Genomic DNA, 24,236 nt, shown 5'->3' with positions numbered 1-24,236 from the left:
GGGGAGAGGGTGGGGTGAGGGCTATCTCAGCGAATTCAGATTGAGTTGTAAGCTTCAGTAATGCGGCTCGTACATCTGCGACTGGACCAGGGTCTTCACGTCGTTGGGCGCGGGTCCGTCGGCGAGGCCGCGCTGAAAGGCGACGTCTGCGACGGCGGCGGCGATGCGGACCGAGACCTCGCGGATGCGTGGCAGCGCCGGATAGAGGCTACCCTGCGCGAGGTCCTCCTTGCCGACGCAATCGGCGAGCGTGTGGGCCGCCGCCATGAACATTTCGTCCGTGACGAGGCGCGAGCGGCTGGCGATGACGCCGAGGCCGACGCCGGGGAAGATGTAGGAATTGTTGCCCTGGCGCGGCACGAAGGTGCGGCCGCTGAGCGTCACCGGATCATACGGACTGCCGCAGGCAAACAGCGCGCGGCCCTCGGTGTAGCGGTAGGCATCCTCCGCCGAGCACTCGGCCTTCGAGGTCGGATTGGAGAGCGCGAATACGATCGGCTGCTCGTTGAGCTCGGCCATCGCCTTGAGCACCTCGGGCGTGAAGGCGCCGCCGACCGCGGCAACGCCGATGATCGCCGTCGGTTTCAGCGTCTTGATCGCGGTGAGGAAATCGGCGATCGGCGCCTGGTCTGTGTGGGCATAGCGCCGCTTGTGGCCGGACAGGCCATCGCGGCCGCCGACGACGAGGCCACGGGAATCCACCAGCCAGTTGCGCCGGAGCGCTTCGGCCTCCGCCAACCCCTCCGCCATCATGGCGGAGACCACGAGATCGGCGATGCCGGTCGCCGCCTCGCCCGCGCCGAGGAACAGGATGCGCTGATCCCTCAGCTTGCCGCCGGAGACGCGCAGAGCCGAGAACAGGCCGGCAAGCGCCACCGCCGCGGTGCCCTGGATGTCGTCGTTGAAGACGCAGGCTTCATCCCGGTATTTGTGCAGCAGCTTGAACGCCGAATGGTTGGCGAAATCCTCGAACTGGATCAGGACGCCCGGAAAGGTCTTGCGCGCGGCCTGCATGAATTCGTCGACGAAGCTGTCATAGGCCTCGCCGGTCAGCCGTCGCTCGCGCAGGCCAAGATAATAGGGGTCGTTCAAGAGCTCTTCGTTGTTGGTGCCGACGTCGAGCACGATCGGCAGGCACAGCTCGGGATGCACGCCGGCGCAGGCCGAATAGAGCGAGAGCTTGCCGACCGGAATCCCCATGCCGTTGGCGCCGAGATCGCCCAGGCCGAGGATGCGCTCGCCGTCGGTCACGACGATCAGCCTGGCCGGATAGGGCCAGTTCTTCAGGATCTCGGCGATCTTGCCGCGATCGCGCGAGGAGATGAACATGCCGCGCGGCCGCTGGAAGATCAAACCAAATTTCTGGCAGGCGAGCCCGACGGTCGGGGTGTAGATGATCGGTTGAATCTCGTCGATATTGTCGACGACGACGCGGAAGAACAGCGCTTCGTTGCGGTCATGCAGCGCGTTTAGCGCGACGTATTTCTCCAGGTCCGTCGGCAGTGTGCGCAGATTGGTCAGCACGCGCTGAGCTTGCGTCTCCATCGTCAGCACGCAAGGCGGCAGCAGGCCGCGCAGGCCCAGCGCCTCGCGCTCGGATCCCGTGAAGGCGGTGCCCTTATTGAGCAGAGGATCGCGCGGCCAGCGTCATGCCTTGCGATTGATCGGATGATGTCGCTTGGGCAGCGACACGAGCGGGTCTATTCACGAATTCCCCCAAGGAGTTTCTTATTGAACCGCGGTCATTGTCGGCCAGCGCTCCCCGGAGATCAAGGACGTTGGGACTGAGGCATCGATTGTGATCTCGCACCGCAGCGAGATTGTCGCAAAAACAGCAGGAGTTAACGCTTCAAATCTACTCAACCTTGATGTCGGCGGCCTTCACGACCGGCCACCATTTCTCGGTCTCGGCCTTCTGGAAGGCCGCGAGCGCTGCGGGGCGTCTGCTGCGCCAGTGGCGGAATCTCCTGCCCCAGTTCGGCAAAGCGCTGCTTGACGGAGGGGTCGGCAAGCACGGTGACGATGGCCGCATTGAGCTTGGTGACGATCTCCTTCGGCGTGGTCTTCGGTGCCCAGATGCCGTGCCAGTAGGAAATATAGAGCCCGGGCAGACCCGCCTCGTCGACGGTCGGGATGTCAGGGGCAGAGGCGAGCCTTGTCGGCGAGGTCACCGCGAACGCCTTGATCGCACCGTTCTTGACATGCGCCAGCGAGTTCGACGCCTGGTCGAACATGATGTCGATCTGCCCGGCGACGAGATCGATCATGGCAGGCCCGGCGCCGCGATAGGGCACGAACTGGAAGTCGGTGCCGGTCTTGCCCTTGAAGAACACGCCGGCGACATGGGCGCCCGTGCCCGCACCGGCGGTCCCCGCGGTGGCCTTGCCGGGATTGGCTTTCAGCCACGCGATCAGCTCCTTGAGATTGCTGGCCTCGAGCGACTTTCTGCCGACGATGAGTTGCGTTCCCATCGCGATCATCGCGACCGGCTCGAAGTCGTCAACCACATCGTAGGGCAGCTTGAGGATCGCGCCGTTCAGCACATGCGTGCCCCAATGGCCGATGGTGATCGTGGTGCCGTCGGGTGCGGCGCGGGCAACGCGGGTACCGGCAATGCTGCCGGAGGCGCCGGCAACGTTCTCGACCACGATCGTCGTGTGCAGCTCGGCAGCGATGCGCTCCGACAGGATCCGCGCCAGCGTATCGGTCGGACCGCCCGCCGCGAATGGCACCACGAAGGTGATGGGACGCGACGGAAACGGCTGGGCGCTGCCTGGCGCGGGCCAGGCCGCACATCCAATCAGCGTGCACACGACGATCGCACCGCCGCGCAATCCGGCCCACACCCCCCGCATCGGTCTCCCCCACCCTTTTGTCGCCCGCATATTGTCAGCGGGCTGATGCCTGAGTGAACGCTGCCGGGCGAGCGGAGGCAAGCCGGAAGATGATCGGGCCGCTATCCGGCCGCCCGCCTTGGCGTCAGATTGGCGGCGCCGTCGGCTGGTGGCGCGATCTGCATCAAGATGGTCTGGGTGGCGGAGGCGACCTCGATGCCGCTCTGCTGGAAGCGCAGCTTCATGCGGCGGTTGAATTCGCGCTGGACCGGCCAGCGGCCGGCCTCGGTGCAGCGGATCTGGCCGACGATCGACACCATTGCGCCATCGACCTTGTCGATGCCCCAGAGCTCGAGGTCACCGCGGATCAATGCACGGAATTCCGGCTCGCGGCGCATCTCCTCCACGATGTCCTTGAGGATCTGGCCGGCGCGGTCGGTATCTTCCTTGTAGGCGACGTTGACGCTGACGGAGGCGTTGCCGGCGCCGCGGCTGGCATTGGTGATGGTCGTGACCGCGCTGAACGGCACGATGTGCACGGCGCCATCGCCGGCGCGCAGGCGGATGGTGCGGATCGAGACGTTCTCCACCACGCCTGACAGCCCTGAGACGCTGACATTGTCGCCGACCTGCACCGTGTTCTCCAGGAGCAGGAACAGACCCGTGATGAGGTCCTGCACCAGCTTCTGCGAACCGAAGCCGATGGCAATGCCGACGATGCCGGCGCCCGCGAGCAGCGGGGCGACATTGACGCCGATCTCGCTCAGCGCGGTAAGGCCGACGACGGTGGCGATCAGGCAGAGCAGCGCCGTCCGCAGCATCGGTTGGAAGGTGCGTAAGCGAGCGGCGCGGGCATAATGGCCGTCCCGGGACAGCGCATTGATCTGGCGGTCCAGCAGCGCGTTGCTGGCTTCCCAGATCGCGGCCGCGATGAACACGGCGAGCCCGATCGTCACCAAGGCCGAGATCAGCCGGCTGCCGATCTGGCCGCCATAGAACCAGACGATCGCGTCCACGCCCCAGACTTCTAGCACCGCCACGAAGCCGATGAAGGCGATCACGCCAGATACGATCTTGCGCAGCAGCGGCAGATAGCGGTTGGCGCGGATCTCGAGACCGGGAAAGCGCTGGAGGATCTCCGGCTTGATACGGAAGCCGCGGTCGATCAGGCTCAGCGTCAGCATGATGGCGACGCGGGTGATCAGTGCCACCACGACCGTCCCGACGAAATACTGCAAGAGCAGCGAATAGCCGTTGCGGATGTTGAGCGCCCACACGGCCCACAGCGCGAGATCGAGCGCGATGGCAAGATAGTGCCAGCCGCCGGCGATGCGGTTGCGCAGACGGGCCGCGATGCCCTGCCGATCGGCCGGCGCGCGGATGGCTTCGGCGACCTGGCGGCGGCATTGCAAGATGATGACGACGATGAAGAGGTGCACGATCAGCATCACCATGCGCAGCAGCGCAGCGTAACCGGCACGATGCAGGCCGAGCAGCAGCGCCACATTGGCAAAGGCGATGCCGGATACACCGACGCCGACGATGCGGCGCGCCCAGATCTCGATATAGGCTGCGGTCTCGGCCCGAACCGGAAACAGGCCGAACGGTCCCGCCAGCGCCCGGATCACGCAGATTAGTCCGCGGGAGAACGCATAGGCGTTGATGACAGCGAGGATCACGAGGCGAACTGTCGTGGGCTCGCCGATCTCGGTCCCGAGCAGCGCCGTGGCGATGCCCACCAAGACGACCACCGGCAGCAGTTCGAGCACGAGGCGTCCCAGCACGAAGGGCAGCCGCAGCAGAACCTGCCAGACCCGCGCCAGACTGTGGTGGCGCTTGTTCAGTTCGGGTGCAGGGGTGACATCGGCCACCGATGACGGCGGATCGGCAATCGGCAGCGCCTGTGCCGGCAGGCGCGCGGTCTGCGGCACGCGTTCTTCCAGGAACGCGACTGGACGCCGGATCAGGCGGAACATCACCCATTCAGCCGCAAGGGCGCAACCGAGCACCAGCGCCAGCTTCCAGGCGATCTCGATCAGAAGATTGTAGGCGGCGGGATCGTTCGCGGTCCGCATGATCCAGTAATAGAACGCCGGAAAATGCGTGAGCGTCCGCGCCATGCTGGCGATCTCGCTCGAGATCGCACCGATCTCCTCCGACACCGTGAGCAGGAGCTGTGCACCGAGACCGTCGGCCGAGAGCGGGATCGGCGATTTATGCTCGGGCGCGGCGGGTGCAGGCTGCTGCTGACCGGACGCATTCGCGATCGCGCGCAGCGTATCGATCATCTGCGCACGCTTCCTGTCGTCCTGAAGCGTCTCCAGCGCACGCTTGGCCTCGTCAGGCGACAGCGCGGCCGCACTGCTCGCGGCCGGCGTCTCGGCGCGGGCGCCGCAGAGAGATGAGATCGCGAGGAAGAGAGCGGCGAGGAGCGCCGGGGCAAGCTTGTGCGACACGCGGATTCCCTGAAAAAAATGAATGCGCTGGCGGTGCCGGGACCGTCACCACCGAAGCACATGCGTCATGTCGGATGACCGTTATTCGCCTCGGACCTGTGTCGGAAGTTGGCCTTTGAGGCGACATTCTCTTGGCATTTGGCCATGCAGGATTAGAGACGGCATAGGCTCAACGCAGCGAGACGGCTTGAGAACGCTGAGCGCGCTCCCGCCGTTCCGCAGAGCAGTTGTTTTTGAGGGCGGTTTCCCTGTGGCCATCCTTCGAGACGCCCGCTTTATGCGGCCACCTCAGGATGAGGACTGAATGCGCGGTAACAGTTTCAACGAGCACCGCTGCCGCTTAGCCTCATCCTGAGAAGCTTGCGGAGCAAGCATCTCGAAGGAAGAGGCGCGCGCGCAGGCCGCCTAAAGTGCCACGAGCGATAGCCCAGCGTCATTCCGGGCGTCGGCCCGGAATGACGGCAAGGAGGGAGGAGGGACAAGGCAGAACTTTAATGCGTTCGTCGTGGCGGCCTCGGCATGGCCAGCCAATGATCGACGTGATGCAAATTACAGCGCCGGGAAGGTAGGGGCTTTGCCTCACTGATGCAGCCCGCTAAACCTTGACCCGGCGTGCCGTTCGCGGTTTTCGCCGCTATGCGATAGTCCGAACGAGCTCCATCGCACTTAGCGGCTGGATTTGCGGAGGTGGTGTCATAGACCTCCCCTTGCTCATGAGGTGGACGTTGCGCGTCGCTTGTTTGCGACCTCTGCGATGCTCCTCCCGAGACACAAAACTGTCAAGCAGGATCGATGACCTGAAGGATCACATTTGAACGCGCGAGTTCCCTGGACGGGGCATAGTGACATTATGCGCCTGTTTTGCCCGACGCGTCAAACCAATTTCGTAAAATCCGCACAAGCACGACGTGGCCGGCAAGCCATTGATTCCGCTATCCCCGACTACTGTGCATGGGGTTGTTTTCGCAATTATTATCCATGGCCGGCTCGCGCCGCCTAGAGAAACATGTCTGTCAGGTCGACCGTCGAGGACTTTCCGACCCGGTCGAAGTTTCGCGCCAGCCAGCTTCGCGCCGCCTCGCGGCCCTCGTCGCGCAGGCGACACAACAGGCTCCAGTCCGGGTGGAATTGCGTGGCCGTACCGAGCTGCGACATCAGCAGGTCGTTGCCGATCCAGTGCATGTACATGCGGCTATGCCTGTCGCTGTCGAGCTCGCCGTCGTCGATCAACCGCGTGGCGAAGGCGATCGCGCGCATCTCGCGCATCAAGGACGAATTGAAGCTGATCTCGTTGATGCGGTGGAGGACATCGGCCGCGCTGGTCGGCAGCTCGTCGCGCCGGATCGCCGTGACCTGCACGATGATAACGTCGTGACTGCCCTTGCGGTAGATCAGCGGAAAGATCGCGGGATTGCCGAGATAGCCGCCATCCCAATAATGCTCGCCGTCGATCTCGACGGCCTGAAAATAGGGTGGCAGGCAGGCCGAGGCGAGCACGGTTTCCGCGCTGAGAAACGGACTCTGGAACACCTTGATCTTGCCGGTGCGGACGTTGGTGGCATTGAGAAACAGCTCTGGCGCCTCGGGCGAAGAGTTGAGCCGGTCGAAATCGATCACGCGCTGCAGCAGCGCGCGGAGCGGATTGAAGTTGAAGGGATTGAGCAGGTTCGGCGGCAGCGTGTGCGTCAGCGTGTGGATGAAGGCGTGGACCGGATGATATTCCGGCGGCAGCTTCAGGGCCTGGATCCACTGGTTCAGCGGCGAGAGCAAATCGTACGCCAAGTCCATGCGCGACACTTCGTACCAGAATGCGTGCAGGCTCTGCCGCGCCGCCTCCGCGCCTCCGTTCGCCATGCCGGAGGCCATCGCCACCGCATTCATCGCGCCGGCGCTGGTGGCGCTGATCGCCTCGATCGCGAGCCGGCCATCCTCGAGCACCTGGTCGAGCACGCCCCAGACGAAGGCGCCGTGCGCGCCGCCGCCCTGCAGCGCGAAGTTGACGTTCTTGCGGTTCGCGGTCCCGTTGGCTGTCACTTTGCCCGCTTCCTGCCTCCCGTCCCCTCTTTCTCCAGCGCCTTGCGCACTTGCTCGAATTCCTGCAACGAGGCCCTGTCAGCACGCGGAAAGCGCAGGTCCAGCTTTTCGAGCGCAGCATTGATCACGGAGCCGATCACGACGCGCGCGAACCATTTGTGGTCGGCGGGCACGACGTACCACGGCGCATGAGGTGTCGACGTGTGGCGGACGATGTCCTGATAGACCGCCTGGTAGCGCGGCCACAGCGCGCGCTCCTTGATGTCATCCATCGAGAACTTCCACTGCTTGGCCGGCTCTTCCAGCCGGTTCGAGGAAGCGCAGGCGCTGCTCCTCCCTGGAGACGTTGAGGAAGAACTTCAGCACCACGGTGCCGTTGCGGCCGAGATAGCGCTCGAAGGCGGAGATGTCCTCGAACCGCTCCTTCCAGATGTTCTTCGTGACGAGCTTTGCCGGCAGCTTCTCCTTGGCGAGGATCTCCGGATGCACCCGCGTCACCAGGCATTCCTCGTAATGGGAGCGGTTGAAGATGCCGATATGGCCGCGCTCCGGCAGAGCGACGACGTGGCGCCAGAGGAAGTCGTGGTCGAGCTCCTTGCTGTTCGGCGCCTTGAAGGCACGGACCTCGCAGCCCTGCGGATTGATGCCCTCGAAGATCGCTTTGATCGCACTGTCCTTGCCGCCGGCGTCCATGGCCTGGAGTACGATCAGGAGCGACCAGCGGTCCTGCGCGTAGAGCTTCTCCTGAAACGCGATCAGCCGCTTCTTGTTGGCATCGAGGATCTCCTGCGCCGTCTCCTTGTCGAGATCGCCCTTCTCGTCGGTCTTGTGGTCCTTGAGGTGAAACTTGCCGGATCCGTCGTAACGGAACGGCGTGATGTAACGGTCGAGCTGGTCAGCGATCGACTTGGACGGCTTCTTGCTCATGAGTTCGAGGACACCTTGCGTTGCGGCTTCAATCTGTCGAGCACGCTACCAAGAATGCCCTTGGGAAGAAATATGATGAAAAGCACGAGCAGCACGCCATAGACGAGATTGTCCCAGCCGACCGCCTTGGTGCCGAAGCCGATGCGCAAGCTCTCCGCGAGCAGGATGGTGATGATGGCGCCGACGGTCGGGCCGAGCGAGACGAACAGGCCGCCGACGATGGCCGCGAACACCATCTGCAGCGACACCGCGATGCCGCTGACGGTGTCGGGCGTGATGAACATCTGGTACTGGCAGTAGATCGCGCCGGCGAGCGCCGTCATCAGCGCGCTGAGCAGCGTGATCTTCAGCTTCTCGGCGGTGACGTCGACACCGGCCGCGGCCGCGGCGTCCTCGTCCTCCGAGATCGCCTCCAGCGCATGGCGAGCCATGCTGCGGTCGACCCAGTGCCAGACCACGATGCCGAAAAGCCAAATCGCAAGTGCGATCAGATACCAGGTGGTCTTGTCGTCGAATTGCAGCGCCAGCAGCTTGTTGCCGGACGCACGGTTCGGCGTGTAGCCGAGCGAGCCGCCGGTATAGTCGCGCGTCGCGGTGATGACTTGGAGCACGATGCCTGACAGCGCCAGCGTCACGAGCACGAAATAATGCCCGGTGATGCGGAAACGAAAGCAGGGATAGCCGACGATCAGCGCCAGCGCCCCGGCCGCGATCATGCTGACGGGAATGCCGATCCATGGCGAGAGGCCGAGGTGATTCCACAAGAGCGCGGTGACGTAGGCGCCGATCCCCATGAAGCCGCCGTGCCCGAGCGAGACCAGGCCGAACCGCCCCATCATCGACCAGGACGTGTAGGCGAACGACCAGATCAGGATCAGTACCAGGATGTGCAGATGATAAGGATCGCGATAGACGAAGGGCAGCGCGACCAGCGCCGCCAGCCCTATCCCCCAAGCTGCAATCCGCCCCTGCCCCATCATCGGCGCCTCGCCAGGAGGCCCGCGGGCCGGATGAACATCATGACGATGAAGAAGGCGAAGGCGAGCACATAGCCCCATTCCAGGTCGGAGAACAGGCCGCCGAGCGAGATGATCTCGGCGAACAGGAACGAGGCGATGAAGCCGCCGATGAAGTTGCCTAAGCCGCCGAGCACGCAGATCAGGAAGGTGATCGGCCCGAAGGAGAGGCCGACGAAGGGATGCACGTCATATTGCAGCACCAGGAGGCAGGCCGCGAGCCCGGCCAGCGCACCGCCGAGTGCGGACGTGATGAGATAGATCCGCTTGGCGTCGACGCCCATCAGCGCCATGATCTGCCGGTCCTGCGAGATGGCGCGGATCGCGGTGCCGGTGAAGGTTCGCGTCATGAACAGATAGACCGCGACCATGCCGACCAGTGCCGCCACGAACGACAGCAGCCGTGCGTAGCTGAAATTCATGTCGCCGAAGGCGAGCACCGGCAGGCGGATGCCGAGGTTGCGGAAGTCGATGCCGAAGGCGACGGTGGCAAAGCTCTGCAGCACGAACAGCACACCGCCGGTCGCGAGCAACTGATTGATCGGCGGTGCCGTGAGCAGCGGCGCGATCACGAGGTAGTGCAGCGCCGCCCCGAGGAGCGCGACCAGCAGGACGGTCAAGGGAGCGGCGATGAAATAGCTGACCCCGTAGTACTGCACCATGAAATACATGGCGTACATGCCGATCATCACGAGCTCGGCATAGCAGATCCAGGTCACGTCGATGACGCCGAAGATCAGGTTGAGGCCGAGCGCGAGCAACGCCAGCACGCCGCCGAGCAGGATGCCGTTGATCACGGCCTCCAGCAGATAAATATCGAAGACGTCCAGAAATGCCTGCATGCCCCCTCACACCCCGAGATACGCTTCCTTGACCGTGTCGCTCGCCAGCATCTCGGCCGAGGTGCCGGAGGCGCGGATCGTGCCCGCCTCGATCAGATAGGCTCGGTCGACCACTTTCAGCACCTGCTGCACGTTCTGCTCGACGATCAGCACGGTCAGGCCGCTGGCGCGGATCCGCTTCACCAGCTCGAACACCTGCTGCACCACGACCGGCGCGAGGCCTGCCGACGGCTCGTCGAGCAGCAGGAGTTTCGGATTGGACATCATCGCGCGGCCGATCGCGCACATCTGCTGCTCGCCGCCGGACATGGTGCCGGCCATCTGGTGGCGTCGCTCCTTCAGGCGCGGAAACAGGTCGAACACGACGTCGAGCCGCTCGGCATAGTGGGCGCGCGCCTCCTTGATGAAGGCGCCCATCTTGAGATTGTCGTCGACCGAAAGCTGCGGAAACAACCGGCGGTTCTCCGGCACATGCGCAATGCCGAGGCTGACGATCTTGTGCGCCGGCGTCGCCACGACGTCGATGCTTTCCATTTTGATCGAGCCGCGCGACGGCCGGATCAGGCCGGAGATGATGCGCATCAAGGTGGTCTTGCCGGCGCCGTTGGGCCCGATGACGCCGACGGCCTCGCCGGCCTTGACGTCGAGATTGACATCGAACAGCGCCTGGAACGTGCCATAGCCGGCATTGACGCCGCGGAGCTCCAGCATCGGCTAACCTCCCGCGCGGCGGCGCGCCTCGGCGGCCGCGGCCTGCGTGGTCTCGGCATCGGTGCCGAGATAGACCTCGATCACCCGTGGGTCTCCGGCAACCGCGCTGGGCAGTCCCTCCGATATCTTCTCGCCGTGATCGAGCACCATGACGCGATCGACGACGCGCATCAGCACGCCCATGATGTGCTCGACCCAGATGATGGTGATACCGAGCTCGTCGCGGATGTTGCGCAGCATGTCGGCGGCCTGATCCATCTCGGCCTCGTCGAGGCCGCCGAGGCTTTCGTCCGCCAGCAACAGCTTCGGCGCGGTGGCGAGCGCCTTCGCAAGCTCGAGCTTCTTCAAGCCGGCTGCGCCAAGGCCATCGACACTGGCATGGCGATCGGTCGGCAGGCCGACCATCGCCAGCGACCGCTCGGCCGCTTCCTCGGCCTTGACGCGACTGTGGCGGCCCTGGCCGTAGAAGCCGGCGAGCGCGACATTCTCGAAGATGGTGAGGCGACGGAAGGGCCGCGGAATCTGGAAGGTGCGGCCGATGCCGCGGTTGATGATCCGGTGCGGCGCAAGACCTGCGATCTCATGCCCGGCGAACAGGATCGATCCGGAGCTCGGCACCAGCGTGCCGGAGAGCATGTTGAAGATCGTGCTCTTGCCCGAACCGTTGGGGCCGATCAGGCCGAGGATCTCGCCCTGGTCGACCCTGAACGAGACGTTGTTGACGGCCGTGAAGCCGCCAAACCGCTTCACCAGCCCGCTGACTTCCAACACCGAAGCACTCCGCCGCTACTGGTTGCTGTAGGTGGTGCCTTTCGGCAGCGGCAGCACCGCCTCGCGCTGCGCCTGGCTCTTGGGCCATACCACAGAGGACTTGTCGTCGATGTACTGGATCACGACGGGAAAGGAGCGTTCGTTCTGCCCGGCCATCGGCGTGCCCTCACCGTAGAACTTCACGCCGAAGCCGAGCATGGTGCCGCCCTCGGGAATGTCGGTGTCGAGCGCCGCCTTGCGCAGCGCGTCGGGATCGACACCGCCATACTTCTTGATCGCGCGCGGCAGCACGTCGCTCATGAATAAATACGTGTTGGACGCGCCGATGCCGACATGGGCCGAGCGGATCGCGACTCCCGGCTTGATCCTGTCGAACTCCTCGCCGACCATCTTGATGACGGGCGGCAGCTTCGGATCGATGGTCTTCTGGTTGGCGAGCCAGATCGAGATCGGATCGGCGTTGAAGATGTAGGCGGCGTCTGCGCCCATGCCTTCCTTCAGCTTCTCGTAGACGCCGTAGCCGGCGCCATGTCCCATCAGCGCGCCGAACTTCAATCCCTGCTCGCGGGCCTGGCGCAGCAGCAGCGTGATGTCGGGGTTGTAGCCGGTGTGGAAGATGACATCGGGCTTGGCGCGCTTCAGCTTGGTCACCAGCGCGGAGAGATCAGGCGCGGTCGCCGAGTAACCTTCCTTCAGCACGACATTGAAGCCGGCCTTCTTCGCACCGGCCTCATTGCCCTTGGAGACGTCGACGCCATAGGCGCCGTCCTCGTGGATGATGGCGACGCGCAGGTCCTTCGGCTCCTTGCCGAACTTCTCCTTGGCGTTCTGCGCGATGAAATCCATCGTCATCATGCCGAACTGGTCGCCGCTCGCTTGCGGGCGGAACACATATTTGTAGCCCTTCTCGTTGAACACGGCCGACGAGATGCAAGTCGTGATCCACATGAATTTCTTGAGCTGCTCGACACGGGCCGCGACCGGCACGCATTGCGCCGAGGAGAAGAAGCCGAGCACCATGTCGACCTTCTCCTGCTCGAGCAGGCGGACGGATTCGTTGATGGCGATGTCAGGCTTGCTTTGCGCGTCGGCGTAGACGGCCTCGATCTTGTAACCCTCGACACCGGTCTTGGCGAAATGATCGAGGATGATCTTTGCGCCGACATAGTTCAGCTCGGACCCGCCGCCCGCGAGAGGTCCGGTCAAATCAAAGACGACGCCGATCTTGATCTTTTTCTCTTTGGCTTGATCTTGGGCCTGGGCGGACACCGCCAAGCCCGTCGCTGATATCGCGACCAACAGCCCACGTACCAAACGGGCAGCCATGCGCAGGCGCATCAAAACCTCCCTGGACGATTGTGCATCGCATTCTTGTTGATCTTGCTTTTTCGCCCATCACATGGGGTGAGCGAAGCGATGTCAAGCCTCGCGCGTCAGCGAGAGGCGAACTGCTCCGCAATAAAGGCCGTGACAAATCGCGGCATGGTCGGCGTGAGATCGCTCATTCCGCGCACGAGATGGATAGCCGACAGTTCGGGCTCGACCTCGCGCGCCAGATTGGCTTCGATCCGGGCGCGGGCCACCTCGCCCGGCATATCCAGGTTGAGGACCTGAATCATCGCAATCGCACGGCCGGAGACCACGCAGTGCCAGTCTGCCTCCGCGGCATAGTCGGCCACGGTGAGGCCGGTCTCCTCCGCGATCTCGCGGACGACGCTGCCGGGTATATCGAGGGCGCCAGCCCTGATGTCGTCGAGGTCGGGCGTTCCCGACGGGAAATAGATGCGGCCGGCATTGGCGGTGTGGTGCGCCATCTCGCCCATCACGAAGGCGCCGTCGGAGGTGCGCAGCGCGCCCATGCCAAAGCCGTTGAACACGGCCGGATCAGGAAAGCCCCAGTCGCGCCAGGCGAGGAAGCTGGCGAAATCGGTCTCGAAATAAGTCGCGGCGAGATGGCCGTCCGTGAACACGGCATCGCGCCCGAGCAGGACGCGGCCGTTCCAGATCTTCGGCCGCTCGCGCTGCTTCTCGGCGAAATGCGCCGCGATCTCGGCGCGGCGCTCCTCCGCGAACGGCCACACGATCGGCCGCACCGCAAGATCAAGCGTCGCAACGCGATGAATGACCGGTGACGTCATGACGCCTGACTACTTCGCCTTCGCGTCAGCTATTTGACATTCCCCGTCGTCTTCTTGGCCTGATCGACGAATTTGTTGGTAAAGGTCTTGCTGACGTCGATCTTGGCGTTCGCCACTTCGGGCGAACCGACGCTGAACACCGCAAGCACGGCGTCGGCGCCCTTCGGGTCCATCTTGCCGGTTTCGGAGAACATCGGGATCGTGTTCTTCAGCGCGGCGAGATCGAGGTCCTTGTTCTTGCCGACCGCCTCCTCCGGCATCTTCGCCATGATCTCCTCGGGCGAGTGCGAGTGGATCCAGGTCAGCGTCGCCAGGATCGCGTTGGTGAGCGCCTGCGTCTCCTTCGCGTGGCCGTTGACCCAGGCCGCCGTCGAGTACAGCGCGCCGCCCGGATATTCGCCGCCGAACGTCTCGAGCGTGTCCTTCTGGGTGCGGGTGTCCGAAAGGATGCGCAGATCCTTGTGGCTGCCCTGCAGCACGGTGACGGAAGGATCGAGCATCACGGCCGCGTCGATCTGGCCCTGCTCCATGGCGGCGACCGCGGTGGCGCCGAGGCCGACGCCGATCACGGCGGTGCCGGCGGGATCGAGGCCGTTCTTCTTGAGCATGTATTTGAGGAAGAAGTCGGTCGAGGAGCCGGGCGCACTCACGCCGACCTTCTTGCCGGCAAGGTCCTTCACCGACTTGATGTCGTTGGTGCGCGATGGCGCGACCACCAGAACGAGGCCGGGATAGCGGTCATAGACCACGAAGGCCTGAAGCTCCTGCTTCTTGGCAGCGAGATTGACGCAATGGTCGAAATAACCGGAGACCACGTCGGCGCTGCCGCCGAGCACGGCCTTCAGCGCGTCCGAGCCGCCCTTGAGGTCGACCAGCTCGACATTGACGCCGGCCTTCTCGTACTCGCCGAGCTGCTTGGCCAGCACGGTGGGCAGATAGCACAGGCAAGAGCCGCCGCCGACCGCGATGGTGACCTTGCTTTGCGCCGCGGCAAGCGAGGTGGTGAGCGTCAGCGCGAGCAGCGCGCCGGCGAGCCTGGCAATCGTGTTCTTCATTGGTTTCCTCCGTTCGGCCGGCGGCACCATCGAGCAGCGGGGCTGGCTTGAGAAGCACCGCCTATGTGGGCTGGCCATCGGCCTTTCGGCGCAATAGCATGCCCAAACAAGAACAATTCTCGATGGGGAGGATCATCCATGAATCGCCTTGCTGCCGGGCTGTCGATCGCCGCCGCCTTTGCCGCCGGATGCGGCGCCACCCACCTGCTCCGGCCTGCGCTCGCCGCTGAAAACATCACCGCGCAGATCATCCATACCGGCGAGATGGAAGGCGACGCGCTCGGTCCCGCCAACGCCGTCGGCTTCCGCTCCAAAATGTTCGCGAGCGCGGACGGTGCCACCATCTCGATCCAGGTCGGCAACGTGCCCAAGCACCTGCATCCCAACACCAACGAGATCCAGTACATCCTGGATGGCACCGGGACGATCTGGCTCGGCGACAAGGAGGTGACGGTGAAGCCCGGTGACCTCGTAATCATCCCGAAGGGCACGCCGCATGGCGGCACCAAGCCGATCAGCGGCCAGGTCAAGGCGATCGCGATCAAGACGCCACCGCAGGCGCCCGACGACACCAAGCTGCTGGATTGAGCTTGTCTTCACCTCTCCCGCTTGCGGGAGAGGTCGCGCCGAAGGCGCGGGTGAGGGTTCTCTCCTCTTGGGGGCTCTCGCAAGTGGAGACACCCTCTCCCCAACCCTCCCCGCAGGCGGGGGAGGGAGCGCACCTTGGATGTGGCTCGCAATCAGAAACTAATTTTCTTACTGCTATCCCCGCCCGTCCGACGCCGTCGGCCGCCACACCAACAGCCGCCGCTCCACCAGCGTCACCCCAAAGTCGATCAGGATGACGAAGGCCGACAGCACGAACATGCCGGCGAACACGCCGGCGACGTCGAAGATGCCTTCGGCCTGCTGAATGAGATAGCCGAGCCCAGCCGCCGATCCCAGATATTCGCCGACGACCGCACCGACCACGGCGAAGCCGACCGAGGTGTGCAGCGAGGAGAACATCCAGGACAGCGCCGAGGGCCAATAGACGTGCTGCATCAGCTGCCGCTCACTCATGCCGAGCATGCGGCCGTTGTCGAGCACGGTGCGACTGACTTCCTTCACGCCCTGATAGACGTTGAAGAAGACGATGAAGAACACCAGCGTCACGCCGAGCGCGACCTTGGACCAGATGCCGAGGCCGAGCCACAGCGCGAAGATCGGCGCCAGCACCACGCGCGGCAGCGCGTTGACCATTTTGACGTAAGGGTCGAACACGGCCGCAACCAGCGGCTGGCGCGCAAACCAGAAGCCGACCAGCACGCCGCCGAGCGATCCGATCAAGAACGCCAGGATCAATTCCGCGAGCGTAATGCCGAGATGCTTCCAGATCACGCCGGACGCGAACCACTTCACGATCTGGTTGAACACGTCGAACGGGTTGGAGAAGAAAAACGGCGGCAGCAGGTCTTGCCGAACACGGGGACGGTCGACAGCACTTGCCACAGCACAATGCAGACGACCGCGACCAGAACTTGCAGCGCAAGCAGCGTCGGGCGCGACATCAGACCGCTTCCTTCGCGTGCGTGGACTGCTCGTAACCCTTCATCACCTCGTCCTTCAGCACGCTCCAGATCTCGCGATGCAGTGAGTGAAACTCCTTGTCGAGCCGCACCTCGAAAATATCGCGCGGGCGCGGCAAGCTGACGCGCCAGTCGCCGATGATGCGCGAGGACGGCCCCGCCGACATGATCACGACGCGGTCGGCGAGTGCGATCGCCTCTTCGAGGTCGTGGGTGACGAACAGAACCGCCTTGCGGTCGGCGTTCCAGAGGTCGAGCAGCAGGTTGCCCATGACCTGGCGCGTCTGCGCATCGAGCGGCCCGAACGGCTCGTCCATCAGCAGGATTTTTGGATCGCGGATCAGCACCTGCGCCAGCGCCACGCGCTTGCGCTGGCCGCCCGAGAGCATGTGCGGATAGCGGTTCGCGAAGGCGCCGAGGCCGACGGAGGTCAGCCATTGCTGCGCCCGCGGCAGCGCTTCGGAGCGCGGCGTGCCCTTGATCTCGAGCCCGATGGCGACGTTGTCGAGGGCGGTCTTCCACGGGAACAGCGCGTCGGCCTGGAACAGGTAGCCGGCATCCCGGTTCAGCCCCGCGAGCGGCTGGTCGAATATCCTGACGCTGCCGGCTGCGGGCTTGAGCAGCCCGGCGGCAACGTTGAGCAGCGTGGATTTCCCGCAGCCGGTCGGGCCGACAATGGCGACGAACTCGCCCTGCGCCACCGCGAGATGGGCTTTCTCAACCGCCGTATAGACCCGGCCGTCCCCGAGGCGGAACGCGACCTTGGCATCTTCCAGCGCCACCGCCGTGGGCGTCGTCATGTGCTTCCTCCAAACCTGGACCGATGCCTTAGCCGCTCGCGCGGCCAAGTTCAATCAAGGCGCCAAGCGTGCTACGCATGGGGTCTTGCCGTGCTCTTACCCTCCCTGGAGGGGGAGGGTCGGCTCACATAAGCGCAGCGAAATGTGAGACGGGGTGGGGTGAATGTCTCTCTGCGAAGAACAGTGCCCGAGTGGAGAGATCACCCCACCCCGCTCGCGCTGCGCGCGATCGACCCTCCCCCTCCAGGGGAGGGTGAGAGAAGAGCGAGCCCACCCGTGATGCCCTCCAGGCCGATGATCAGCTATGCGCATGTCACCAAGAGCTTCGGCCCGCTCAAGGCCGTCGACGATGTATCGCTCGACATCGCCGAAGGCGAATTTGTGGCCATCGTCGGCGGCTCGGGCTCCGGCAAGACCACCCTGCTGCGGCTCGCCAACCGGCTGATCGAGGCGGATGGCGGCACGATCACGATCGAGGGCGAGGACGTGCGAAATGTCGATCCGGTCGCGCTGCGGCGGCGGATCGGCTACGTGTTCCAGGCCGGTGGGCTGTTTCCGCATCTGAGCGTTGCCGACAATATCGGGATCACGCCAAGACTGCTGGGCGCGTCGGCGACGGACATCGCCGCGCGTGTCGACGAACTGCTGGAGCTCGTGCAGCTCGACCGTGCCGGACATCGCGACCGGCTGCCGGAAGAGCTCTCGGGTGGCCAGCGCCAGCGCGTCGGCGTGGCGCGGGCGCTCGCGGCAAAGCCCCACATCATGCTGATGGATGAGCCGTTCGGCGCGCTCGATCCCCTCACCCGCGATGCGCTCGGCGAGGATTTTCGCGACCTGCACCGCAAGCTCGGCCTGACCACCGTGATGATCACGCATGACATGACAGAGGCGATTTTGCTGGCCGACCGCATTGCGGTGATGCGCGCTGGAACGCTGCTGGCCCAGGGCACGCCGGCAGAGCTGTCAAAGAGTGGCGACGCCTATGTGCTGGAGCTGTTGCGCACGCCCCGGCGCCAGGTCGAGCGATTGAATGCGCTGTTGCCGCAGGGCGGTGGGGCATGAGCTTCTTCACCGACCCGCGCTGGGGCGAGGCGCTGTCGCATTTGCCCGACTATCTCGGCAACCATGTGCGGGTAAGCCTTGCCGCGCTCGCGCTCGGTCTCGCCGTCAGCCTGCCACTGGCCATCCTGACACGCAATCGCCCGGCGCCGCGCGGCATGCTGCTCGCGTTCGCCAGCATCGTGCAGACCGTGCCTGGGCTGGCGCTGCTTGCGCTGTTCTATCCGCTGCTGCTGCTGGCGGCTTCCGTCACGCTCGCCTGGTTCGGCGTCTCCTTCTCCGCTTTCGGCTTCCTCCCGGCGATGCTGGCGCTCGCGCTCTATTCGATGTTGCCGGTGCTGCGCAATGGCATCACCGGTCTCAACGGCATCGATCCGGCGCTGCTCGAAGCCGCCAAGGGTGTCGGAATGACCGCACGGCAGTCGCTGGTCATGGTCGAACTGCCGCTGGCGCTGCCGGTGATGATGGCGGGCATCCGCACCGCCGCGGTGTGGGTGATCGGCACGGCGACGCTGTCGACGCCGATCGGGCAGACCAGCCTCGGCAATTACATCTTCGCCGGGCTTCAGACCCAGAACTGGGTGTTCGTGCTGTTCGGCTGCCTGGCCTCGGCCCTGCTCGCGCTTGCCGTCGATCAGCTGCTCGGCCTGATCGAGACCGGTCTGCGCCAACGCAGGCGCATGCGCGCCGGGCTCGGCGCGATCGGGCTCGCCGCACTTGTCGCTGCCACGCTGGTGCCGACGCTGGGACGCTCGTCGCAGAGCTATGTGGTCGGCGCCAAGACCTTCGCCGAGCAATATGTGCTGTCGGCGCTGCTCAGGGACCGCCTCCAGGCGGCCGGACTTTCCGCCACCGCGCGATCCGGCCTCGGCTCCAGCGTGATCTTCGAGGCACTGAAGGCCGGGGACATCGATCTCTATGTCGACTATTCCGGTACGCTCTGGGCCAACCAGTTGCATCGCACCGACATCAAGCCGCGCGCGGAGCTGCTCGCAGAGCTGAAGACAGCCCTCGCAAAAGAGAACATCACCTTGCTCGGCGAGCTCGGATTCGAGAATGCCTATGCGTTGGTGATGCCGAGAAGGCGCGCCGAGGTGCTTGGCATCCGCAGCATCGCCGATCTCGCCGCGCACACATCGACGATGTCGATTGCCGGCGACTACGAGTTCTTCTCGCGCCCCGAATGGGCCGCGCTGCAAAAGGCCTACGGCCTTACCTTCCGCGCCCAACGTCAGATGCAGCCGGACTTCATGTATGCCGCGGTCGCCAGCGGCGAGGTCGACGTGATCGCCGGCTACACCAGCGACGGCCTGATCGCGAAATACGATCTCGTCGCGCTCGATGATCCCAGGCACGCGATCCCGCCCTACGACGCGATCCTGTTGCTCGCGCCGAAGCGCGCCAGCGATGAGCGGCTACAGGCGGCGCTCAAACCGCTTCTCGGCAGGATCGACATCGCGACCATGCGCGAAGCCAATTTGCGCGCCAGCGGCAACGATGCGAATTCATCGCCCGATGCGGTGGCGAAGTGGCTGTGGGAGAAGGTGGGCGGGCGGTAGGACGGGATTTCGTAGGGTGGGCAAAGGCGCGTAAGCGCCGTGCCCACCGTCTTTGGACACGCGCGACAAGATGGTGGGCACGCTTCGCTTTGCCCACCAGCGATCAGCGCTACAGGCCCCGGATTATCCCCGCGTTGATCAGCAGCCGGTTCAGCCGCCGCGCCTCGGCGCCGTCCTTGCAGCCGTAGAAGATGCCCTTGCAGCGGAGCATGATCGCCTTCTGCTCGGCGAAGGACGGATCGAGCGGGATGCCGGCGGCCTCCTGGATCACCAGCGGCAGATACGGGCCGTCGATCGTGTCCATCACGGCGTCGCTCTTCACCGGCTCGAAATTGACGGCGTCGATCGCGTAATAGGTTGCGTAGAGACGCGGATCGTAAGCGTCGAGCTTCTTGCCGAGAGCGCCCTCGTCGAGCCCGGGCTCGAGCAGGTTCGGCGCAAATTCCGGCTGGTGATCTCCGTAGCGCACGATCAGGAAAGGCTCGCCGGGAAAATTCTTCTTCAGGCCGGCGACGAAAGTCCTGTACTGCTCGGCGCTCATCGCCTGGCGGCGCAGATATTCGTCAATCGACGGCACGTTGCCGGGCGCGCGCCAGTTCGGCATCAGATCGGGGCGGAAGCGCGTCTCCCAGGGGAAATGATTGGCACCGAGATAGATGAAGGTGAACAGCGGCTTGTTCGGCGGCTGTTGCCCCATCAGCTGAAGCGCCTTGTCGTAGAAGAAGGAGTCCGGCTCGACGTCCTTGGCGCCGAGATCCTTCGAGTCGAGGAAGCGTTCGATGCCGGTCGTGATCTGGAAGCTGCGCGCGCCCATGAAGCCGCCATGGGCGGGATACAGCGACATCGTGTCGTAGCCGCAACGGCGCAGCGCCAACGGCAGGCCGCGCTCGACGCGGTTCGAGGCGATGCGCGTCACGAAATAGGCGAAGCGGCCGAACGAACGCGAGGAGAGCCCCGCAAGCACGTTGTATTCGGTGAACCAGCTCGGCCCGCCATTGCTCTCGGCCAGGAACGTGCGCTGCTTGCCGTCCCAGGACTTGAAGTGGTCACCGTAGCGCGGCGGCACCTTGATGCCCTGCGCGGCGCGGATGTCGAAGCTCAATTCATCGTGGATCATGATGATGTTGGGCCGGCGACCCGCAGGGTGGCACTCATCGACCAGCGGCACGTTGAGCCGCTCGTTGGTCGCGGCGGCGGATTCCATGAAACCGTACTGCACGAAATCGGCGACCGCGGTGACGCCGGAGCGGAAGAATTTCGAGAGATAGCCGTCGTCGTAATAGCCGCGCCAGGCTTCATCAGGATGATAGAGCGAATAGCCGACCAGCGCGGCAAGGCAGGCGAGCTTGCAGGTGAACGCCGGCAGACGGCGGATGCGGAACGGATCGAGCCACCACAGCGCATACATCAGCGGCAGCGTGACGAGGCCGGCCAGGATCACCGACCAGCGCAAATTCGGGAAGATCGTGAACAGGAATGCGACGGTGTCGCGGTCGATCATCATCAGGTCGATGAAGTTGACCGTCATCTGCACGACGTCGTGCTTGAGCCGGGACAGCAGCACCAGCACGACGACCATGGTCAGCGACAGCGCGCCCGATAGGGCCGGCCGCCGCAGCAGCGTGATCCAGAAGAAATTGAGGATGCCCCAGGCCAGCGCGAAGGAGAGGCGCGAGCCGAAATCGGTCTCGGTCTCGTACATCAGCGCGATCGCTGCGAAATGGGGCGCTGTGACCGCGAGCAGCCGCCAGATGCCGAGCGCGGCGACGCTCGCCAGCACGGCGGTCGTGGCAGAAGGACCTGGATTGGGCGCGGACGCCATCGACGACACGCAACTTCTGGTCCGGCGCGGTGATGCCAAAGCGGTCTGGCCGGCCTCAAGACGGCTAGCGGCGCCCGGCGCAGCCGGAAGCCTGCGCCGTGTCATAAAACTGTAATGGAACAGTCAATGACAGGCAACGCGTCCGGCGATCCGACTTTCGCTTATTGTTAGCGGGAGACGTGGGCCGCAGGCCCGGCAGGCCGCTCCTCGCAACGTCAGGGCTTGGCGTAGGATGGACGGCCGAGGCGAGCTGAACGTCGGTCACCCCTGCGGCAGCAGCCCGAGGCGCTTGGCGATGATGCGGTCCAGCGTCCGTTTCGGCAGCATGGCGCCGATCAGATGGCGGAGCGGATCCGGCGTGATCTGGTAACGCACCTTTGGGCTTGCCGCCGTCAGCGCCTCGAACACCACTTCGGCGATACGCTCGGCGGGCAGGCCCTTGGCGCCGATGTCCATCATGAACGCCATCGCCTTGTTAAGTGCCGGCAGATAGGGCGAGTTCTGGTAGACGGAGAGGTCGATCTCTTCGGCCTTGCTCCAGATCGGCGTCTTCACCGCGCCGGGCGCGACGATGATGACGTCGATGCCGAACAGCATCAGTTCGCGGCGCAAACTCTCCGACAGGCCTTCGATGGCATGCTTGGAGGTGCTGTAAGGTGCCGCCAGCGGATTGCCGTTCTTGCCGGCGACCGAGCTGATCATCACGATCCGGCCCTTCGGCCCCTTCAGCGCGGCGTCTGCGCCGAGCAGCGGCCCGAACGCCTGCGTTGCGATGACCGGACCGATGACGTTGACGTCCATCTGGCGGCGGAAATCGTCGAGCGACAATTCGAGCACGGGGCCGGCGACCGCGATGCCTGCATTGTTGACGAGCCCCGCCAGCGTCTCGCCGCCCAGCGCCTCGCGAACTTTTCGCGCAGCAGCGAGGACTGCTGCCTCGTCGGTGACGTCGAACAGCAATGGCGTGAAATTGGTGCCGAACTCACTCTTGAGCCGGTCGGCGTCGGCCTGCTTGCGGACACTGCCGAACACGCGATAGCCACGCCCGATCAGAAATTTCGCAACTGCCCAGCCAATGCCGGTGGATGCGCCGGTGACGACGACAGATCGCATGGTCCCCTCCCCTCGAGTTCCCGCAATCATGTAGGAGGAAGGTGCCGGGGCGCAATGCCGCCCAGCTCGGAAGTCCGCGCAGCAGGTGCGCCATGAGTCGAAGGCGCGTTAAAAAGAGGGATGAAGAGCCAAATCCTTGGCTCTGACGATGCAGCGATTTTGACGATCAGGAAGTTCTAAGAAGCCTTGAAAAACGACGCGAGACCAAGAATGTGGTTTAAGCGTCAGTTCTTGTCGCTCAAGCAGCGCGTCAGCTCGCGAAGAATTTGAATGAAGCAGCAATGCTTCGCGCGAGGAGGAAAGAGCGAGACCGCTGTCCGCGATCTCGCTCGACCCTAATCGCGAAGGGCTTAAGATTTGGTTTGGCGAGCGAAAGTTGTGTTCGCTCGTGTCCCGGACAAGCGCAGCGAAGCGAAGCCCAGAGCCGGGACCCAGAGGCCGCATTGGACCCGGATCAGCAGCGCATCACCAGAGTGCTGCGCTGCGTCCGGGGTATAATCGGCTTAGTTCTTGCTCTTATCGACCAGCGCGCCCTTCTTGATCCAGGGCATCATGTCGCGGAGTTTCGCGCCGACTTCTTCGATCGGGTGCGCGGCGAGCTTGGCGCGGGTCGCCTTGAACGAGGTCTGGTTGACCTTGTTCTCGAGCATCCAGTCGCGGGCGAACTTGCCGCCCTGGATGTCGGCGAGAACCTTCCGCATCTCCTTCTTGGTCTCGTCGGTGATGATGCGCGGACCGGTGACATACTCGCCGTACTCGGCGGTGTTGGAGATGGAGTAGTTCATGTTGGCGATGCCGCCTTCATAGATCAGGTCGACGATCAGCTTCACTTCGTGCAGGCACTCGAAATAGGCCATCTCCGGGGCGTAGCCGGCTTCGACCAGGGTCTCGTAGCCGCCCTTGATCAGCTCGACCAGGCCGCCGCAGAGCACCACCTGCTCGCCGAACAGGTCGGTCTCGCACTCTTCCTTGAAGGTGGTTTCGATGATGCCGGCGCGGCCGCCGCCGATGGCGGACGCATAGGACAGGCCGAGGTCATGGGCGTTGCCCGAGACATCCTTGGCGATCGCGATCAGGCAGGGCACACCGCCGCCGCGCTGATACTCCGAGCGCACGGTGTGGCCGGGGCCCTTCGGCGCGATCATCAGCACGTCGAGGTCGGCGCGCGGGTCGAGCAGGTTGAAGTGGACGTTGAGGCCATGCGCGAACACGAGGGCGGCGCCCTTCTTCATGTTGTCGTGCAGGTGCTCGCGGTAGATGTCGCCCTGGAGCTCGTCCGGGGTCAGCATCATGACGAGGTCGGCCCATTTGGCGGCTTCGGCGACTTCCATCACCTTGAAGCCGGCGTTCTCCGCCTTCTTGGCCGATGCCGAACCCTTGCGCAGCGCAATCGCCACCTCCTTGACGCCGGAGTCCTTCAGGTTGAGCGCATGGGCGTGGCCCTGGCTGCCATAGCCGACGATGGCGACCTTCTTGCCCTTGATCAGGTTCAGGTCGGCGTCGCGATCGTAATAAACACGCATAGTTCGTT

At 64.4% G+C, this 24,236-nt stretch carries 16 protein-coding genes and 4 pseudogenes; 3 read left to right on the top strand and 17 right to left on the bottom strand.

What is annotated here, in order from left to right:
• Positions 1–54 precede the first annotated feature (54 nt).
• The 12 genes and pseudogenes from ACSKB8_RS21085 to ACSKB8_RS21030 all read right to left on the bottom strand — a co-directional run bounded on the left by ACSKB8_RS21085 (position 55) and on the right by ACSKB8_RS21030 (position 14,784).
• On the bottom strand, positions 55–1,629 hold the full coding sequence (locus ACSKB8_RS21085; RefSeq protein WP_438110605.1) for an NAD-dependent malic enzyme: 1,575 nt from the start codon (positions 1,627–1,629) through the stop codon (positions 55–57).
• Positions 1,630–1,855: 226 nt separating this feature from the next.
• Positions 1,856–2,855: pseudogene (locus ACSKB8_RS21080) on the bottom strand (tripartite tricarboxylate transporter substrate-binding protein).
• 101 nt (positions 2,856–2,956) lie between these two features.
• A complete protein-coding gene (locus ACSKB8_RS21075; protein WP_438106113.1) occupies positions 2,957–5,290 on the bottom strand; it encodes a mechanosensitive ion channel domain-containing protein in 2,334 nt (777 codons plus the stop codon).
• A gap of 996 nt (positions 5,291–6,286) precedes the next feature.
• Complete coding sequence (locus ACSKB8_RS21070) at positions 6,287–7,324, bottom strand: patatin-like phospholipase family protein (protein WP_438106111.1); 1,038 nt, start codon at positions 7,322–7,324, stop codon at positions 6,287–6,289.
• Positions 7,321–8,251 (bottom strand): annotated as a pseudogene (locus ACSKB8_RS21065) (polyphosphate kinase 2 family protein). The gene ACSKB8_RS21070 and the pseudogene ACSKB8_RS21065 overlap by 4 nt, the downstream one beginning before the upstream one ends.
• Positions 8,220–9,231 (bottom strand): annotated as a pseudogene (locus ACSKB8_RS21060) (branched-chain amino acid ABC transporter permease). The pseudogenes ACSKB8_RS21065 and ACSKB8_RS21060 overlap by 32 nt, the downstream one beginning before the upstream one ends.
• Positions 9,228–10,109 carry a branched-chain amino acid ABC transporter permease gene (locus ACSKB8_RS21055; RefSeq protein WP_370987522.1) on the bottom strand — a complete coding sequence of 294 codons (882 nt, stop codon included), beginning with the start codon at positions 10,107–10,109 and terminating at the stop codon, positions 9,228–9,230. Before ACSKB8_RS21055 ends, ACSKB8_RS21060 begins: the two are co-directional and overlap by 4 nt.
• 6 nt (positions 10,110–10,115) lie before the next feature.
• Complete coding sequence (locus tag ACSKB8_RS21050) at positions 10,116–10,820, bottom strand: ABC transporter ATP-binding protein (protein ID WP_438106109.1); 705 nt, start codon at positions 10,818–10,820, stop codon at positions 10,116–10,118.
• 3 nt (positions 10,821–10,823) lie between these two features.
• Positions 10,824–11,591 (bottom strand): ABC transporter ATP-binding protein, encoded by a 768-nt coding sequence (locus ACSKB8_RS21045; protein ID WP_128935945.1) that lies wholly within the window; start codon positions 11,589–11,591, stop codon positions 10,824–10,826.
• A 15-nt stretch (positions 11,592–11,606) separates the two neighbouring features.
• On the bottom strand, positions 11,607–12,929 hold the full coding sequence (locus ACSKB8_RS21040; RefSeq protein ID WP_438106107.1) for an ABC transporter substrate-binding protein: 1,323 nt from the start codon (positions 12,927–12,929) through the stop codon (positions 11,607–11,609).
• Between the two features lie 95 nt (positions 12,930–13,024).
• Positions 13,025–13,729, bottom strand: coding sequence for an NUDIX hydrolase (locus tag ACSKB8_RS21035; RefSeq protein WP_438106106.1), 705 nt, complete (start codon positions 13,727–13,729; stop codon positions 13,025–13,027).
• A gap of 29 nt (positions 13,730–13,758) precedes the next feature.
• Positions 13,759–14,784 (bottom strand): ABC transporter substrate-binding protein, encoded by a 1,026-nt coding sequence (locus ACSKB8_RS21030; RefSeq protein WP_438106104.1) that lies wholly within the window; start codon positions 14,782–14,784, stop codon positions 13,759–13,761.
• Between the two features lie 138 nt (positions 14,785–14,922).
• On the opposite strand from ACSKB8_RS21030, the gene ACSKB8_RS21025 reads away from it, so the two are divergent.
• Positions 14,923–15,372, top strand: coding sequence for a cupin domain-containing protein (locus tag ACSKB8_RS21025; RefSeq protein WP_438106102.1), 450 nt, complete (start codon positions 14,923–14,925; stop codon positions 15,370–15,372).
• A 174-nt stretch (positions 15,373–15,546) separates the two neighbouring features.
• Here ACSKB8_RS21025 and ACSKB8_RS21020 read toward each other — a convergent pair.
• Positions 15,547–16,334, bottom strand: a pseudogene (locus ACSKB8_RS21020) (ABC transporter permease).
• The gene (locus ACSKB8_RS21015) at positions 16,334–17,152 is read right to left on the bottom strand and encodes an ABC transporter ATP-binding protein (RefSeq protein ID WP_091878976.1); all 819 of its coding nucleotides are present in this window, start codon (positions 17,150–17,152) and stop codon (positions 16,334–16,336) included. The pseudogene ACSKB8_RS21020 and the gene ACSKB8_RS21015 overlap by 1 nt, the downstream one beginning before the upstream one ends.
• 279 nt (positions 17,153–17,431) lie before the next feature.
• Between ACSKB8_RS21015 and ACSKB8_RS21010 the strand changes: the two genes are divergently transcribed.
• Together ACSKB8_RS21010 and ACSKB8_RS21005 are read left to right on the top strand one after the other, a co-directional pair.
• Entirely contained in the window at positions 17,432–18,214 is a 783-nt protein-coding gene (locus tag ACSKB8_RS21010) for an ATP-binding cassette domain-containing protein (RefSeq protein WP_438110603.1), read from the top strand.
• Complete coding sequence (locus ACSKB8_RS21005) at positions 18,211–19,770, top strand: glycine betaine ABC transporter substrate-binding protein (RefSeq protein ID WP_438106099.1); 1,560 nt, start codon at positions 18,211–18,213, stop codon at positions 19,768–19,770. The genes ACSKB8_RS21010 and ACSKB8_RS21005 overlap by 4 nt, the downstream gene beginning before the upstream one ends.
• 109 nt (positions 19,771–19,879) lie before the next feature.
• Here ACSKB8_RS21005 and ACSKB8_RS21000 read toward each other — a convergent pair whose 3' ends face one another.
• The 3 genes from ACSKB8_RS21000 to ilvC form a co-directional block, all read right to left on the bottom strand.
• Complete coding sequence (locus ACSKB8_RS21000) at positions 19,880–21,592, bottom strand: sulfatase-like hydrolase/transferase (RefSeq protein WP_438106097.1); 1,713 nt, start codon at positions 21,590–21,592, stop codon at positions 19,880–19,882.
• 261 nt (positions 21,593–21,853) lie between these two features.
• Positions 21,854–22,705, bottom strand: a complete 852-nt coding sequence (locus ACSKB8_RS20995; RefSeq protein ID WP_438106095.1) for an SDR family oxidoreductase — start codon at positions 22,703–22,705, stop codon at positions 21,854–21,856.
• A gap of 503 nt (positions 22,706–23,208) precedes the next feature.
• Positions 23,209–24,228 carry a ketol-acid reductoisomerase gene (gene ilvC / locus ACSKB8_RS20990; protein ID WP_035700280.1) on the bottom strand — a complete coding sequence of 340 codons (1,020 nt, stop codon included), beginning with the start codon at positions 24,226–24,228 and terminating at the stop codon, positions 23,209–23,211.
• Positions 24,229–24,236 lie beyond the last annotated feature (8 nt).

Source organism: Bradyrhizobium sp. BR 1432 (assembly GCF_051547705.1).
GTDB classification, from domain to species: Bacteria; Pseudomonadota; Alphaproteobacteria; order Rhizobiales; family Xanthobacteraceae; genus Bradyrhizobium; species Bradyrhizobium zhanjiangense.
Note: the sequence above shows the minus strand (reverse complement) of the source record. Positions and strands in the feature narration are given on the sequence as shown.